This window comes from Clostridia bacterium (genome assembly GCA_012840125.1).
Classification (GTDB): domain Bacteria; phylum Bacillota; class DULZ01; order DULZ01; family DULZ01; genus DULZ01.
Map to the genome: position 1 here is coordinate 1 of DULZ01000062.1, position 16285 is coordinate 16285.

A 16285-nucleotide genomic window follows, 5' to 3' on the forward strand; every position below is an offset into this window, starting at 1 on the left:
CTTCACTCCTTGGGTTTCTTTTTTGTGTCATTACTTGAAAGATTCTCCAATTTGGGGTGAAGTCCTTTTCTTTGTTATCCAGTACATTGATTTATAAGGACTAGCGTTTTTGCAAAAGGCTCAATTAATAAAAATTTTTGTACAGAGCGAGACACACCCTTGGCCCGCCTTAACCGGAAAAACAGCAAAAACAATTGTATTATTTAGAAACACTCGACAATTTAATTGTATCACATTCCCATATTAATGAGCAAAGAATTATTGTGATTGTGTTAATTTGTTCAATCCCGTCCATGGAGCCGGCTTCAAGCCCAAGTATTATCGGGGTTCAAAGGCTGGCACAGATATTGCTTTGTAAGCGGGTGATTCATTTTTGCCGGGCTGCCCCAGCAAGTCCCATTTGCCTCCACCCCCGCTGCCGGTCTCCATCCGGCCGGCCGGTACCACCGGCACCCACCGGGTGACCCCGGCCCGGATGCCAAACCTCCCGGCCGGTAGCAAGGGCGGGTCCAGCGCCCCAGGTGCAGGATGAAGACCGGCAGCCGTGATACTTTGGCCGTTCAGAAAACCTGGCAAAGGTTCCGGCCGGGAAGAAGAAAAAACCCATTGATCCTTTGGCGTGCCGGTGAGTGAGACAAGCAAGCCCGTTCGCCTCACTCACTAAAAAAATAAAAATCTAAAAAGGAGGAGTTTGCATGGCATTGGTCATCCATAATTGCTGGCCGAAGAACGTGGTGTGTGAACCGGGTGCATTGAAAAAGATCGGGGAGATCGTCCAAGGTCTGGGTAAGAAGAGAATCATCATCTTTACTGACGAGACCATGAAGGACTTCCCCATGATCACCGACACCAAGAAGAAACTTGAAGAGGAAGGGTTTGTGGTCGGCCTCTTCGGAGACATCGGTCCCAACCCCACCACCGCCATGGTTCACAAGTCTGTCGATTACATGAAAGAGGTTCAGCCGGAAGTCATCCTGGCCATCGGCGGCGGCAGCCCCATCGACTGCGCCAAAGCGGCGAACGTGGTCTACACCCATGGCGGCCATGTAACCGAGTATGACATTGCCATCGGCGGCATCCTGAAAATCACGCCCAAGCTGCTGCCCTTCATCGCTGTACCCACCACGGCCGGCACCGGCACGGAAGTGACCTTCGTCGGTGTTATTACCAATGAAGAAAAACAAGTTAAATTCGGCGTATTAAGCCCGCTGGTCATTCCCGACTATGCCGTTTTGGACCCCGAAGTTACCGTTTCCATGCCGCCCAAACTCACCGCCTACACCGGCATGGACGCCTTGACCCACGCCATTGAATCCTATGTATCCAAAGTCCAGTTCCCACCGGCCGATGCTTTAGGCATCCATGCCGTAAAGATGATTGCCCGTTCCCTACCGATAGCTTACCGCGACGGGAAGAACATGGAGGCAAGACAAGAAATGCTGGTCGCTTCCATGATGGCAGGAACGGCTTTCAGTTTGAACGGACTGGGCGTCTGCCATGCCATGGCGCACCAGTTGAGCGCTTTCTTTGACGCACCCCACGGGTTGGCTAACTCCATGCTGCTGCCCACGGCCATGAGATTCAACTTGGAGGCTCAAACGGAAAGATTCGCCCACATTGCTGAAGCCGCGGGACTGGATATCAGAGGTCTTACCACGGCCCAAGCTGCCGAAAAAGCCGTCGAATGGGTGGAAAAACTGGCGGAGGAATTCGAAGTACCGAAGTACCTGGATGATATCGGAGCTACCAAGGACAAGATCCCGGCCCTGGTCGAAAGAGCCATGGGAGATAACCCGATCACCACTAACCCAAGACCGTGCACTCCTGAGGATGTAGCTAAACTCTTTGAATCTTGCTTCAAGTAAAGATCATTGACAGATCCGGTTGACTCCTGGTAAATCGCCGGCTGAAGCCGGCAATGATAAGGGCTGCGGGTGGGGATATCCCTCCTGCAGCCCTCTTTTCGTCCCGGCTTATCGCCGGTTCCTGCCTGATAAAACAGATACTGCCCCGCCGCCAAAACCTTAATTCAGCATTTCCAGCTTTTTACTCTCCGGTGGTACGGCCGTGGACTGCAGCCCGATGTCCTCCAGGTAGCGCAAGACTCGCCGGGGCACTTTCACACCAGGGTCATATTGGGCAGCCAGTTCCATCACCCTGAGCACCGGTATCAGGCTGGCCAGGTCCACCGGCAGGTCCAAATCCGGCACCTGTTCCACAAAGGCGATGGGGATATCCCGCTCCCAGACCTTATTAGCCAGCATATCAAGGGCAGTAACGCCATGAATATTATAAAAGACGGAATAAAAATCAAAATCCGTAGTGCAAGTAAGCCCTACTAAGGAAAAGCCCCCTTCCTGGCATGCCCCCTCCACCACAGCCGCACCAATTAATCTTCCTTCACGGTCTGTGACTTCTTTCATGGCAGCTTGCTGGCCCGCTTTACTGTAAGCCAATGCCTCCAGCTTCATCAGGGCATCTTTTAAGGTAGAAGGCTGCAGTGAAGGCAGGTCGCCGCCGCAGATGAGGAGGCAGTCCGCCAGCCGGTTTTGTTGTCCCGATTTCAGAATAAAATCCGCCGCATACTGCATGCAATCATCAAAACTACCGCCCTGGTCGGGAAAGACACCGGCAAGATGATCCAGGTCCTTTAACTCCGCCAGCAGGTAGTTTAGGTGGGAGCGATCCCCGTCCCTGTTGTGGCATACCCATACATCCACCCCAACGGACAAGCAAGTGTCCAGCACATCCAGCAGACAAGCCTCGTACAACGCCGTCGCTTCTTCCGGGGTGAGGATGCCGCCCCGGGCTTCCGTAAGGCGGGTCTTGCAGTCGCCTACTTTGGGCACCTTGGTAAAGACCAGGATTGCTTTTTTCATGCACCGTTACCTCCCGCATAGATCATGGGAACAGGCTGGCATGCCTTTTTCTCCGGGCAAGCGTCACATTGTTCCCGGTAAGGGTCCGGCAGTTCTTCCATCCGGCAGGCCGCAAAACCCATTTTCTCGTAGAAGGCGCCGGCCCCGCCCCGCGCCAGGGTCGCCAGCTCAAACCGTCCCCCGGCTTGGCCGTCTTGAGCGGAGTGACGGCAGCAGCGCCAGGGATTCTTAAGGATTTCCCCTAACAAGAGCCGCCCTATGCCCTGGGCCAAGTACTCTTTTCTTACACCCAGCACTTCCAGGAAAAAACGGTCGGCACCGGTTTGTGCCACTTTGGCTCCCGCCAATACTTGTCCCCCGGCTTTCACGACTAGCTGTTCCTCGATCCTGCCCGGAATACCCATGCCATACTCAGCTAAAATCATGCTGAGCTGCTCTTCATCCTCTTTCCGGGCAAACCCTACCTGCAGCTCTTGAGGTAACAACACGGCTTTCGGATGAACGTTATGCACCGGTTCCTCACCCTTTCCATACCCGGCAGGGAATGCCGTTATAAGTCCAGGTCCCTATTAGGGGATCAGAGGTCTCATAATCGCCGCCGGTTAAAAGATTAGCATTGGAGCGCCAAATGCCGCCTAACTCCGGATCCCGCAAGTCCTCTTCCGGGCACCACCAGCCGTACTCCACACTGACCACCCCGTCACACATGGGCAGGATGCGAGTCACAAAACGGGCTCTGCCTCGGGCCGTCTCCACTACGACGGGATCTCCTTCTTGCAGTCCCCAAGAAGCAGCTGTCCCCGGGCTCATTTCCGCCACAGGCTCCGGATGCACCCGCCGGAAACGCTCAAGCTGGTGATAACTGGAGGCATAATAAGGCTGCATGCGGGCGCCGGTTAATAGAAGCAGGGGATAATCTTCCGTGGTTTGCGGTAGTTCCTTGGGCAAGGGCAAGGGATCGGCGCCTAATTCTTGCAGCAGTTCACTGTAAATTTCCACTTTACCGCTGGGCGTGGCAAAACCCATGGGGCGCCCGGCTGCATCCGCTTCCAGATACTTCCAATACCTGTTTTCCGGCCCGTAAATCCCGGTGGTACAGAATTCCTCCCAGGTAACTCCCGTGCCGGCAAAGCCGGAAGCCAGGGCATCCCGGTAGGTGGGCCAGGGCCAGTATTCCTCCTGCCCTAACCGCAAGCCCAAGCCTTTCCAGAAATCATAATCGGGACGGCGCTCGTAATAAGGCGCCACAGCCCCGTCCCCGCCGTAGCCGATGTTGGCTACCCCGGCATTGGTTTCCAGTAAAGGCCGCTCCAGCACTCCCGCACTGGGCAAGACATAATCCGCCAGCATCGCCGTGGGGGTCTGGAACAATTCCAGCACCACCAGCAGGTCCAAGCTCTTTAAAGCCCGGTACACCAGCTTAGTATCCGCTTGGGTCAACAGGGGATTGGAAGCCATCACGATCATGGCCCGCACCGGGTAAGGCCGGCCGGTCAACATGGCCTGCCAGATGCGGTGCGGGTGAGCCGAGATCAAATAACGCATGGGCAGCCGCTTGTGGTGCTTCATGGTTTGCTCCCGCACTTTGGCATAACCCCGGTATGACTGCAGGACCAATTCTCCGGACACGGACCGGGGATGGGTAGCCGCAAACATCTCGCCGAGCTCGTAATCTACCTCCGGGGTGATATCCGGCATGACGTGCAGGTGGGAGGCCCCCGGCACATCCAGGTTCCCGGTGACGGCCCTTAAGATGGCCAGGGCCCGGTGGGCCGGAAAACTGTTGGGCCCCAGCTGGTCAATCCCCCGACCGGTATACAGGCAGGCGGGCCTGTTTGCCGCAAATAACCGGGCCGCTTTGCATATATCTTCCGCCGGAACCCCGGTTACTTGTGCCACGTAAGACGGCGAATAGGGTGTCAGGTGTTCTGCCAATTGGTCAAAACCCCGGCACCAGTGTTCAACAAAATCCCGGTCATAAAGCTTTTCCGCTGCGATCACCTGCAGCAGCCCCAGCGCCAAAACCGCATCAGTACCCGGCCGGACGGGCAGCCAAAGGCTCCCTTGGGCCGCCGTCTCCGTGTACCTGGGATCCACCACAATTAACGGCTTACCCCGCCGGGCGAATTCCTGCACCGTGTGCCAGAACAGGGAATTATCCGATGCCGCCGGGTTAACTCCCCAGAGCAGGGCACACTCTGTGTAGTCGGGATCCAGTTCCATGCCAATGGGCCAGCCATAGGTGATGCTGCTGGCCCATATCCCCGGGTTCCAGCAGATTTGGCCGATCCCCATGTTGTTGGGGCTGCCGAAAAGGGCCATGAAGCGGTGCAATGGCCAGTAAGTGGTATGAGGTCCCCCAATGCTGGTGGCCAGGGTCTCCGGACCGTATTGCTCTTTCAGCTTTTGCAGTTTAGCGGCAATCTCATCCAGAGCCTGATCCCAGGTAATGCGCTGCCACTGCCCGCTGCCCCGCTCCCCTACCCTTTTTAACGGGTAGTTGATGCGCTGGGGATGATCCATCACTTCCGGGATCAAAGGCCACCGTTTACAAGCCTGTTGGATTTCCTTGCTGTAGGGAAAACGGGTGGCATCGGGCTCCACTTTCACCACCCGTCCCTTTTCCACAGTGGCTAGGATGCCACATTGATAGCCGCAAAAGCGGCAGTTGGACCGAACTTTCATCTTTTTTCCATCCATCGCTGTCTACCTGCCAGTGCTTTATTTAACAAACCTAAGAACAGCTTTCTTGCTTCCGCTTATTGACAAACTGCTTCGTTGGCCATCGGTGTTCATCGCCGGCTGCATGGAGCCCTATTTTTAATCCCATGCAGCCCTGCGATTAACGCCGGATACCTTTTTGTCATAATCTGAAGCAGCTTCTTTGCTGAATCTCCCCAGGTTTTTCCCCGTAAATATTGGTCAATTGATAGCCGCAGAAAGGTACCAAGCCGCCGTTTTTCCCGGCCACGATCATGCTGCATTCCCGCAGTTTCTTAAGATCCATCGTCATGGCATCGATGTAATTCTCAATCAAAATCGACAGCCCCGGCTCCAGCTCCGGGTGTTTGTCCGCGGCAATGTCGGCAAACACGGACCCCTGGGGACTGTCGGGCCGGAAAGCCTGCCTGTATTCCTCCGGGGTCAGGAGGCGCGTAAAGGGTTTGAAAGCCCCTCCCTCCTGGATCAGGTAAGTGGAGCTGGAGCACAGGGGATGGGAACAGCCCAGGGGCCAGAAATCATAGATGCCCAGCAAACCCCGGCTTTGTTCTGCCAGCATGAAAATGACATCCCCCATGGTGATCCGTTTCTCCATGGACACGTCAAAACGCCCGGAACCGAAGGCCGGCTGGTAAGCAATACCGGCCACCACATCCCGGTTATCCAGGGCAAAATGCAGGACCCGGCCTAATTGGTCCTCGTTTATGCCCTGAATCACCGTCATGGCCAGCACCACCTGCACCCCGGCCCGGCGGCAGTTTTCAATGGCTTTGAGCTTAGTGTCCAGGAGATCCTGACCCCGGATCCGTTCGTAAACCTCTCCCGTCAAACCGTCAAATTGTAAATAGATGCCGCTGATGCCGGCCTCGGCCAGTCTATGGATGAAATCCGGGCTGCGGCCGATCACCACGCCGTTGGTGTTGACCTCAATGTATTGAAAGCCGGCTTCCCGGCCGGTGCGCACAATCTCCGGCAGGTCGGCCCGGACCGTCGGCTCTCCCCCGGTCAATTGAATGCCGGTTTCCGGGCCGGTATTGGCTAGAATATACCGGTACTTGGCAGCGATTTGCTCCAAATCCGGATCAGGCGCCGGGGCCGCCCGGGGTTCCCCCGCCGCCATGAAGCACACGGGACAACGTAGATTGCACCGGTCCGTCACCTCAATTTCCACCAGGGTGGGATGACGGCGATGGGCCCGGCATAGCCCGCAATCCTCCGGGCACCCCTTGACCACCGGGACCGTGGTATGGGGACGAACCGTAGGTATTTGAAAACTCTGCATCCACCGGTAATGTTCCGCATCGGGCCACAGATAAACGGTAAAACTACCGTGTTCCGGGCAGCTTTTTTCCATATAGACCTGTCGGTCCCGGACCACTATCCCGGCGTCCACCCTTCTTAAACAAATAGGGCATACACTTTGAGTAGCATCGATAACCGCCCCTGGCTGAATTGGCTCCATCCCTGTTCCTCCTGACCGCCTGCCCCGCCGCGGCAAGTCCTGTCCTGCCTATCGGGGAAGGCAAACATCCGATCAATCTTGCCACCTGCCGGCCCAGAAGGTTCGTGCACGAAACCGGTACTGCGCCGTACACACCCCTTGGCCGGGAAATACTCTCTAACTTTCAATCCACTGTCTTCTTAACCACCGGGCGCTAACGCAAGCGAAGCATCCCCGCGGCTGTTATATTTGGACCCCCTGCTCCTCTGTCAACCGGATAACGCAAACACCATGCCGTCATGAGCTAAAGCCACCGCCGGGTGATCCTTGAGCATTTCCTCCACTTGGGCTGCGGTCACCGGCACACTGTAATGCAGGGCTAGATGCGTCAGCACGGTCTTTTTCGCCTTCACCTGCTGCCCCAGCGAGATAGCCTGCTCAAAGTTCATATGGGCGTCCGGGAACCAGTTTTCCCCGTGAAAAGTGGCATCACAGATGAGAAAGTCCACTCCCTCAATTTCCTGCACCGTGCTTTCCGGCAGCCCGGCGGTATCGGTAAAATAGGCCAGCCTTCTCTCTCCTTCCACCAGCACCCCGCCGGTTTCAATGTTGTGATTGGCCGGCAGAACCGTCAATTTCGCCCCTTGAAACACCAAGCTGCGCCCAAAGGCCCAGGTTTCCACCTGGAACACATCCACCAGGAAGGGAAAAGCACTATGAAATGCATGAACAGCGCTGGGAGGCAAGTAAAGTTTCACAGGCCGCCGGCGAGCCAAGCGCACATAGTACTCCAGGTCGCCGATGCCGCCGAAATGATCATAATGCCAGTGGGTAATCAACAGGTGATCGATCGAAGGAATCTTCTCCCGGGTTAACTGCGTACGCAAATCAGGGGAAGCATCGATTAACACCCTCTCGACACCCGTATCCAGCACCGCGCCGCTGCGGGTCCTGGCGCGATGCGGGTCAGCATAAGCTTCCCGGCAGGCGACACAATCACAGTAGAAGGACGGGATGCCCAGCCCGGCACCGGTGCCCAGCAGTTTAAATTCCACCCCCATCTTTCCTCCCCCTCCGCGGCGCGGTCATCACCGGTAAGAAAGCTGGATGGCCCGTTCCGGGCATTGACCGGCACAGGTATAACAAGCGCTGCATTTTTCCGGGTAAAGGGCTTGGACCCGTTTGCCCCCCTCGCCCTCCACCAATGCCAGCACTCCCGCCGGGCAAAAGGCTACACATAGCCCATCGCCCAAGCAGCGTTCGGTATCGATAAAGATTTCCACCCTGCTTCCCGCCGTTTCTTTAACCTCCGGCCGGCGGGGACCGACTTTATCCAGCACCGGGTGGAGGTAGATTTTCTGCCGTTCTTCCGGGATGCTTTTCTGGGAGAGCTTGAGGAGGGAGCGGGCAATGGGCTCCAATAAGGGCACCGGCACCGACAAGTACAGTTCAAAATCGTTGATCTCGCTGGCGGCCCGGGCGCCGTAACAGCCGAAGGAAATATTCATGGCGCCGGATTGCATGGGCTGGACCACTAGGTCAGCGCAGGTGGAATTGAATCCTGAAGTTTTGAAATACTGCCGCTCCCCGGTGGCATAAGTCAGAGCACAGCACATCCACATGGCTTGTTCCGGCCACAAGGTGAAAATCACCACGTCCGGCGCAAAGGCAGCAGCCCCCAACGGCGCCAGCAAGGTGGCCTCATATTCCCCCGCCGGGAATTCGGGCCGGGTAGCAATCATCTTACGGGCCGTTTCCAAGTCGGGCATTTTTTTAAAGAGCAGGTATAACTCCCCGGACCGCAATTTCGGGGACATCTCCACTAACCCTAAGATGCCCGCGCCGTCAGGGCAGGCATGGCTGCGGGGCGGCATGTAAAGGCAGTTACCTCTTCTGGCAGCAATGATGGATTGACAGTGCCGCAAGGGCACCGGCGGCTCCACCGCTTCCGGGGGTCTTTCCTCCCCCATCCTCACCAGCCGCACCGCCACGGGATCCCAGCGCAATGATAATGTCTCCTTGAAAATCCTGCTCAGTTCTTGATAATCCATAGCTTCACTCCTTAATGCCGGCAAACCGGCTCCGGCGTTATCAATGAGTACTTACCCATGGTTGATGCAAGACTTATGCCAGTACTTACAAGCCCTTCAATGGGCGGCTGGACCTCCGGAAACATGTCATCCCAATGGTTTGCCGGTTATTACCCGGGCTGCAAATCCATGAAAGGAGTCTCATTCTGAGACAAACCCGGGCAGCTCCAGTGAGCATGGAGCCGCCAAGACAGCTCTTCTCCTGGCTCCCCTGCAAGCATGGCCGCTTCTTTTTACGTCTTCGTAGTTTTCATAAAACCCAGCAAGACATTTAATACGTACTGTGCCCGGGTGCTCCCGGCGCCCCGGCCGACAGGGTTCCGCACTCAAACATGACATCCGGCCGTAAAAAACAAAAAGCATGGCTTATGGAAAAGCCATGACAGGCTGCCGCCAGAAGCATGTTCCTGATAATCGCAGGGCTCCTGGCAGCCGGGGATTAATACCAAGCGCCAGAGGAGCCCTTTGACAACGAGTTGAAACAAGGCCGGGCATGGTCGGCCCGGCCTTGTTAATCTCCTTCCTACCTTGGCATATTGAGGTCAGTAGGCATTAGGGATTGGCAGCGGAGCCCTCTTTGGCATTCTTGCCGATGCCCCAAATCAAGGCCACCACGCCCATCACGGCGAACCAGATGGCTCCCACGATGAAAGCGTTCTTATTCACACTGGCACTCATGGCAGTCGCCAGAGGTGTAATCACATAGGGGCACAGGAAGGAACCCAGGTTTTGTCCCATGACCACGATGGCCATGGCCAGGGGTACCGCGTTAGGCTTAACGGACATGGAGGTGCCCACCATGATCGCGGCAAAAACGGTGCTGACGCAGAAACCGTAAATCAAGCTGCCCAGGTAGACAAAGAAAATATTCGGAGCATAGGCAATAAGCAGGTAGGCAACGACACCCATGAACAGGCCGATGGCCAGGGAGTTGTTCCGGGCCACCTGCGCCAGTTTCCCGAACACCAGCCCCATCAGGAAGCCGCCAATAGCGAAAATCATGGTAGCTTGTCCTGCGTGAGCAGCGGTTCCAAGGTTTTGCTCAGCTACGAAGAAGGCCATGTAGGTGGCCAGGATTAACCCGCTGATGAAATAGAGGAGCATGGTAATCGCCCAGCCAAAAGCAGCTCCGGTTAATTGGGGCTTTTCGAAGGACCCGCCGCCTTCAGCGGCCGCAGACTTGGCCGGCTTGGGTTTCGGCAGGAAAGCGGCCACACAGATTAGGGAAATGAGAGCGATCCAGTGGACATGGAAGGTGATATTCCAGCCCATTAAGGCTAAGTAACCGCTGACAAAGACCATGACGGCGCATCCAAGCATCTGGGCGGAAGTCATGTGACCCATCACCTGGGACCGCTCGTCACCGTCAAAATATGCTGCCACCAGGGAGGCAGAAAGCACTTGGACCGTTCCGACACCGACACCCAACAGTCCCCGGAAGAACAGGATCGCACCAAAAGACTCGATGAAAGCCGGGACAACGCCGCCAATCAGGAAACAAAGGATCCCGAACAAGACCAGGGTCTTCATGGAGATTGTTTCCTGCAGTTTACCAACGATAGGGTTAACAATGATAATGATGATACAAGGAAGAGTGATCAAAAGCTGGATGGATGTCTGGGGGACATCGCTGAAATGCTCGCCGATGACATGCAAGCCGCTGGCGATAGCCATGACACCCATCATTAAGATGGCAAAACTGTAAATGGCTAATTTGATCATGCCTTTACTTTGTTCCATGGAAACGACCCCTCTCCTTATTGATTTTTCTTCACACCGCAGCTACGCTTCTACCGGCAGGAGTTCCCCCGGGGCATGCGTTGTCCTTCCATGATGCCGTATACAGCCATTTGCACCGGCAGGAAGACACGACCCGGAGCCGGCTTACCTTGGGTTGTCAATTACGGCCGTTATGAATGTCCATTGCCGGGACCTAAGAAAGAATCCATGGTGAAAAGGTTACAATGATGCCTTTTGTGTTCCCATTGAAACGGTAAAACTGCATGGAACCATACAACCCACCGTCATGCACTTTCAACCCTTGATGAAACAGCAAGCTGGATGCTTGTTTGTTAAATCACGAACATGCCTGGGCCAACGGTAGTACTTGTTTGATTAGGGCCCCTGGACGGCTGCTGAGTGGTGTGCATCCGCGGGCAGCCAAGTTCCGTTTCCCGCAAGAGAAACCGGAGGCCCTTGTTACATGCTTCCGCAACAGCCTCGCCTCTCACCATTACCGGCCTTCGTTGTTGCCTCCCTTGCATTGACTTGGTCATGCCGGGAACCCGGCTTGACCAACCTTGGTCTTCGTGAATCTCCAACCCACTCTCCTTCGTCAAACCCGGCAAAAGGTTTCACACACCCATACCCTACACCCCTTTCCTGGCTCAGTATGATATGCTGGGCTGGCAGAACAGCCCAAAACCATCGTCCAGCTGCAGTCCAGCCTGATGCATGGCACAAATTATGAAAGAATTCTGGGATCACAGCCGGCAATCCAACAACAAGCTGGGCCGGTCAAACATCACCAAACTTGGAAAAAGCATTCCTTTTTCTCTGTTACTGATCCCAGTGCAAAATGCATGCCAATTGCCACAACGCCGAAGAATTAAGGCTTCTTTCCGCGGGTATTTGCTCTATTTTGTACTTTGAAGCAACTATGGGCCCTGGCTGGGCTATTATGCATGCCAGGTGTATTATTTTAAAACACTTTTGAGAAAGCGGCTCAAGAAACGGGCTTTTTGCTCCGGCTTCCCTGTGGGCACACCAATGTGGACAACCTGCCGGGCTCTTTTAAGGTTTTCTTAATACCGGGATTATTGAAAGGCGGGCCGGAAAAGCAAATATTGGTGGCGGGTAAGAGGTTTCATGAAATGCGTTTACCGGAAAGGCAGCGATCCTGGGAAAGGGGTGGCGATAAATAGGGAATGCTGCCAAAGAGACAAAAATAAAAAAGGCATGACAAGCATGCCCAAACCTAGTTCTGGTCGATACGAACCCATACCTCCGCCCAGGGGTCATGGGGCGGGTCTTTCTCTTGTTGGGCGGCAAACCAGTCCCAGTTGGGAGCGAAAGCATTGTACTCCCGTTCCGCCTTTTCATACAACTGGTTCAAGCTGTGCACCACCTGCTGTCCCTCCTTCCGGCTCCATTCACCGGGCAGAATATTTGCTATTATTTTTATTTTCCGATTTTTTGTGATCTTTATCATAAACCATTTTCCCTGGTTCAGCAACTGTTTATTAAAAAACCGGCACACTTTTTCATCCGGGGCAAAAGCGGAATTAGAGCAAAACCGTCTCCAGCAGTACCACAACGGCCAGGACGAGCACGTGCCATGCCTGATCATGAACAATTACCAGCCAGAACATGTCACCGGATTTGTTGACATGCTTCAGCCACCACTTGGTGAATCCCCTGCGGTCCAAACCCAGGTGAGCGGCAAAAATAAAGAGGAGGGACCACCAGGTAAGTCCCCCGCCTGGCAGGGCAAAAAGAGCAATGATGCCAGTGTATAGCGATGCATGAATCAAAAGCGGTACCCACTGTGTAGCCTTGTTCTCCGCCATCCAGCGGGTCTGGAACAGGAAATCCCCTACCAAGTGTCCTACCATCAACCATGCCAGAAATTCCGTTGACATGTTCTACCCCCGGTTTTGGATATAATTAGTTCTCCTTTTTCCCCATCATCTCTTGGATGACGGGGGCAGCTTTTTCGAAAGCCGCTACTACTTCAGGATCAAATTGAGTTCCGGCACAGCGCAGTATTTCCCCATAAGCTTCCTCGAAACTGCGGCCCTTGCGGTAGGGCCGGTCCGTGGTCATGGCATCCAAGGTATCAGCCACGGCGATAATCCGGGCCACCAAGGGAATGTCCTTCCCCGCCAAGCCCTGGGGATATCCCTTGCCGTCGTACCGCTCCTGGTGATACAAAGCTCCCTTCATCCATTCCCTGGCTAGAGACTGAGGTTCTATCGCACCTAAAATGCGCGCCCCTACAGTGGTATGGCTCTTCATCATCTTCCACTGTTCATCGTTTAGCGGTCCTTGTTGCAAAAGCACATCGTCCCTGACACCGATTTTGCCGATGTCATGCAGGAGAGCGATCTTCTCAATATCCTCAAGCTCCTTCTCCGGCAAATCCATCGCCCGGGCAATAGCTACCGAGTATTTGCTAACCCGCTCCGAATGGCCTCGGGTATAGGGATCCCTGGCATCCAAAGCCGAGGACAAGGTCCGGATCAGACTGGTCAGGAGCAAGTCCAGGCGGCTGTACAGTTGGCTGTTTTCAATGACCACCGCCGATTGGCCGGCCAGGGACATGGACAGGTGTAAATCCCGTTCCGTGAAGAGCTGCCCTCCTAGTTTATTTACCAGCTGCAGGCACCCGATGGACTTACCTTTGTTAACCATCGGCACGCACAAGATGGAACGGGTAATAAAACCGGTAGCCGCATCAAACCTGCTGGCCCAGCGAGGGTCTTTCGTCACATCGGAAACCAGAATCGGTTCCATGGAATCGGCCACCTGACCCGCCAGTCCTTCACCCCGCTTGAGGCGCAATCCTTTCAGGGCATCTCCCTTCGGACCCCTGGCCACCAGGGGTAAAAGCTCCGCACCGTCTTCCGTAAACAGCCAAAGAGTTCCCGCTTCGGCTTGCAAAGTGTCCATGGCCTGGTCCAGGACCATGACCAGTACTTCTTCTAAACGCAGGGTGGAGTTTAACACCATGCTGACCCGGAGGAGTTTCTCCAGTTCCTCAATACGTTGTTGCAGTTCCTGGCTGACCAGGGAGTCTTCTATCATTGCTCAGCCTCCTCTAACCACTACTTAACTCAACTGACTTGAGGCGCTTCCTTAGCCGCCCATCCGTCCACGGTATAGATGGGTATCGGTTCTTCAAACCCCCGGACCGGTACCGCTCCCAGAGGGCGAATGTCAAAATCGGCGGCAGCGCCGGTAGCTTCCAGGCTTTTTAGGGTGCGTCCCGAGAGAATAATGCTGGTGCCGAACTCCTTATTCATCCCTTCCAACCGGGAAGCCAGGTTCACATCCTCCCCGATGACCGTGTAATCCATTCTTTCCGGACTGCCGATGTTGCCCACGATGACGCTTCCGGAGTTCAGTCCTACCCCGGATTTGAAGGTCTTCTCCCCCCTGGCAATCCAGATCTGGTTCAACTCTTCCAGCCGCTTTTGCATCTCCAGGCTGGCGGCCAAGGCTCGCCGGGCGTGATCCGGATAAGGGATGGGCGCTCCGAACACGGCCATGAGGCCGTCGCCCAGGTACTTATCCAGCATCCCGCCGTGGCGGAAGATAATGGCGGTCATTTCCGTCATGTACTCATTGGGCCGCTGCACCACTTCTTCCGGCGGCCGCCCTTCACTGTAGGCAGTGAAACCGCGGATGTCGGAAAACATGACGGTGACATCTTGGCGCACTCCCCCCAGCTGCACCTGGTCCGGGTTGGCCAGGAGCTGCTCCACCACCGCCGGGGACACATAGCGGCCGAACAGGGCCTTTGTTTTCCGCCGCTCCAATTCCGCCCGTACATAACCTTCAATGGTCAAGCCCAGGTAAGTCATGGAGACGGACAGGGCCGGGGCCGCCAGATTAATCCAGTAATGATTGCGATACCAGAAATGGGTGACAGCAGCAGTAAACAAGACCAGGATCCCCACGGTAATGGCAAAGCCCACCCATGGGTTTTTTCTGCCTGTCAGGAGAAAAGCCAATAAACCACCGAGCACAATCAGAGCCAAATTCACCGGCGCCGGTGCCCGTTGGAAGAATTCCCCGTGAAGCATGTTCTCTACCACGGTGGCGTGGAGTTCCACCCCGGGCGGGGCCAGTTTCCCGTCCAGAACCATATTCCCCTTGGTAAAGGGCGTCTGCACCTGGTCGTGGAACAAAGGAGAGGTCACGCCGACAAAAACCACTTTGTCCCGGAACTCCTCGGGCGGAATCCGGCCCAAGGCCACGTCGGCAAAACTATAGGTGGGAATGGTTTCCGCCGGCCCGTAGAAATCCAGCAGGAGTTTGCCCTCCCCGGTTAAAGGCACGATTCTCTCCCCTACCCGCAAGCTGCGGCCCAAAAGCTCCAAATCATCCGGGGCATGGCCCATGGCCAGTAAAGCCGTGGCAATGCTCAAACTGGGATAGGGCTGTTCCATCAAGTTGAGATCCACCGGGATAATACCGCGCACTTTGTTATCCAAATCCTCCGGCGTATTGACAAAACCCGTGGCCATAAGGGTCTCCCAGAAAGGATCGGCGGGCATCAGGAGCTCCGTATAGACTTCTCCATCTTCCTGGGAGAAGGAGAACATGGTAGCCAGCACCACACCCCCATGTTCCCCCATGGCCTGGACAAAAGCCCGGTCCCCCTCCGGGTCACCAGGCACATCCAGGATCAAGTCAAAACCCACCACCGGGGCCAGTGCCAGTTGCTCCAGCAGCCGGCCATAAACCTCCCTGGACCAGGGCCAGGGACCGATCTCCGCCACGGAGGCATCATCGATCCCCACCACCACTACCTCCCCGCTGGGGGCCACGGTGCCCCGGAGGTTGAACCAGGTGTCGTAGAGGGCAAGTTCCCATGGTTCCAGCACGCCGGTAAAACTTAAGGTCGCAACAAAAAGAATAACTGCCGCCAAAATTAGCAGGGCCACCTTGGTAAGACTTCTTCTCATTTAATAATTTAACCCTCCCCGGAGACAAATTCCGGTTACCCGTTCTGAGAAATCTTCTATCAACAGTAATAATTGGCATTATTCTCTGGTAAATAGGCAATATCCTTTAAGTGAAGCAAAATTTTGGCACGCTCTCCCGACACAGGCACCAGGCGAACATTAATCCCGGAACCCATGGCAGCAAGCGCGCAGCCCAACAGGACCACCGGCAGCCGGCGCTACGCCAATGCCGGCCGTTTAGAATTTCCACCACGGCCTCAGGATCCCATTTCCTGCGGACCGCCGGAGCCTGCGCCGGCAGGGGCACCGTCCCCCGCCCTTCGCCGGCATGTGCAAATCGAGTAGGAGGGGGCGATTAACCCCCGTCCTCTCACACCACCGTACGTACCGTTCGGTATACGGCGGTTCACCAAGCTTGACGAATTTGATGATAATGTGCAGTTAAACTTCTGAGGCCCTGGC

The 16285-nt window shown here is 55.4% G+C and carries 12 protein-coding genes; 1 reads left to right on the forward strand and 11 read right to left on the reverse strand.

The window, feature by feature from the left end:
- Positions 1-695: 695 nt before the first annotated feature.
- Positions 696-1865, forward strand: coding sequence for an iron-containing alcohol dehydrogenase (locus tag GXX34_07900; protein ID HHW07431.1), 1170 nt, complete (start codon positions 696-698; stop codon positions 1863-1865).
- A gap of 159 nt (positions 1866-2024) precedes the next feature.
- Here the strand turns inward: GXX34_07900 and GXX34_07905 are convergent, their stop codons facing one another.
- The 11 genes from GXX34_07905 to GXX34_07955 all read right to left on the reverse strand — a co-directional run bounded on the left by GXX34_07905 (position 2025) and on the right by GXX34_07955 (position 15823).
- Positions 2025-2879: a DUF2064 domain-containing protein gene (locus GXX34_07905; GenBank protein ID HHW07432.1), complete on the reverse strand. Its 855-nt coding sequence runs from the start codon at positions 2877-2879 to the stop codon at positions 2025-2027.
- Positions 2876-3304 carry an N-acetyltransferase gene (locus GXX34_07910; protein ID HHW07433.1) on the reverse strand — a complete coding sequence of 143 codons (429 nt, stop codon included), beginning with the start codon at positions 3302-3304 and terminating at the stop codon, positions 2876-2878. The genes GXX34_07905 and GXX34_07910 overlap by 4 nt, the downstream gene beginning before the upstream one ends.
- A 94-nt stretch (positions 3305-3398) precedes the next feature.
- A complete protein-coding gene (locus GXX34_07915; GenBank protein ID HHW07434.1) occupies positions 3399-5579 on the reverse strand; it encodes a molybdopterin-dependent oxidoreductase in 2181 nt (726 codons plus the stop codon).
- Between the two features lie 163 nt (positions 5580-5742).
- Complete coding sequence (locus GXX34_07920; protein HHW07435.1) at positions 5743-7062, reverse strand: radical SAM protein; 1320 nt, start codon at positions 7060-7062, stop codon at positions 5743-5745.
- A gap of 248 nt (positions 7063-7310) precedes the next feature.
- Positions 7311-8102 (reverse strand): MBL fold metallo-hydrolase, encoded by a 792-nt coding sequence (locus GXX34_07925; protein HHW07436.1) that lies wholly within the window; start codon positions 8100-8102, stop codon positions 7311-7313.
- A gap of 27 nt (positions 8103-8129) precedes the next feature.
- Positions 8130-9092, reverse strand: a complete 963-nt coding sequence (locus GXX34_07930; GenBank protein HHW07437.1) for a 4Fe-4S binding protein — start codon at positions 9090-9092, stop codon at positions 8130-8132.
- Positions 9093-9683: 591 nt separating this feature from the next.
- Positions 9684-10871 carry an MFS transporter gene (locus tag GXX34_07935; GenBank protein HHW07438.1) on the reverse strand — a complete coding sequence of 396 codons (1188 nt, stop codon included), beginning with the start codon at positions 10869-10871 and terminating at the stop codon, positions 9684-9686.
- Positions 10872-12108: 1237 nt separating this feature from the next.
- The gene (locus GXX34_07940; protein HHW07439.1) at positions 12109-12258 is read right to left on the reverse strand and encodes a hypothetical protein; all 150 of its coding nucleotides are present in this window, start codon (positions 12256-12258) and stop codon (positions 12109-12111) included.
- 157 nt (positions 12259-12415) lie between these two features.
- Positions 12416-12772, reverse strand: coding sequence for a DUF3307 domain-containing protein (locus GXX34_07945; GenBank protein HHW07440.1), 357 nt, complete (start codon positions 12770-12772; stop codon positions 12416-12418).
- Between the two features lie 25 nt (positions 12773-12797).
- The gene (locus GXX34_07950; GenBank protein HHW07441.1) at positions 12798-13937 is read right to left on the reverse strand and encodes an HD domain-containing protein; all 1140 of its coding nucleotides are present in this window, start codon (positions 13935-13937) and stop codon (positions 12798-12800) included.
- 29 nt (positions 13938-13966) lie between these two features.
- Complete coding sequence (locus GXX34_07955) at positions 13967-15823, reverse strand: adenylate/guanylate cyclase domain-containing protein (protein HHW07442.1); 1857 nt, start codon at positions 15821-15823, stop codon at positions 13967-13969.
- Positions 15824-16285: the final 462 nt, after the last annotated feature.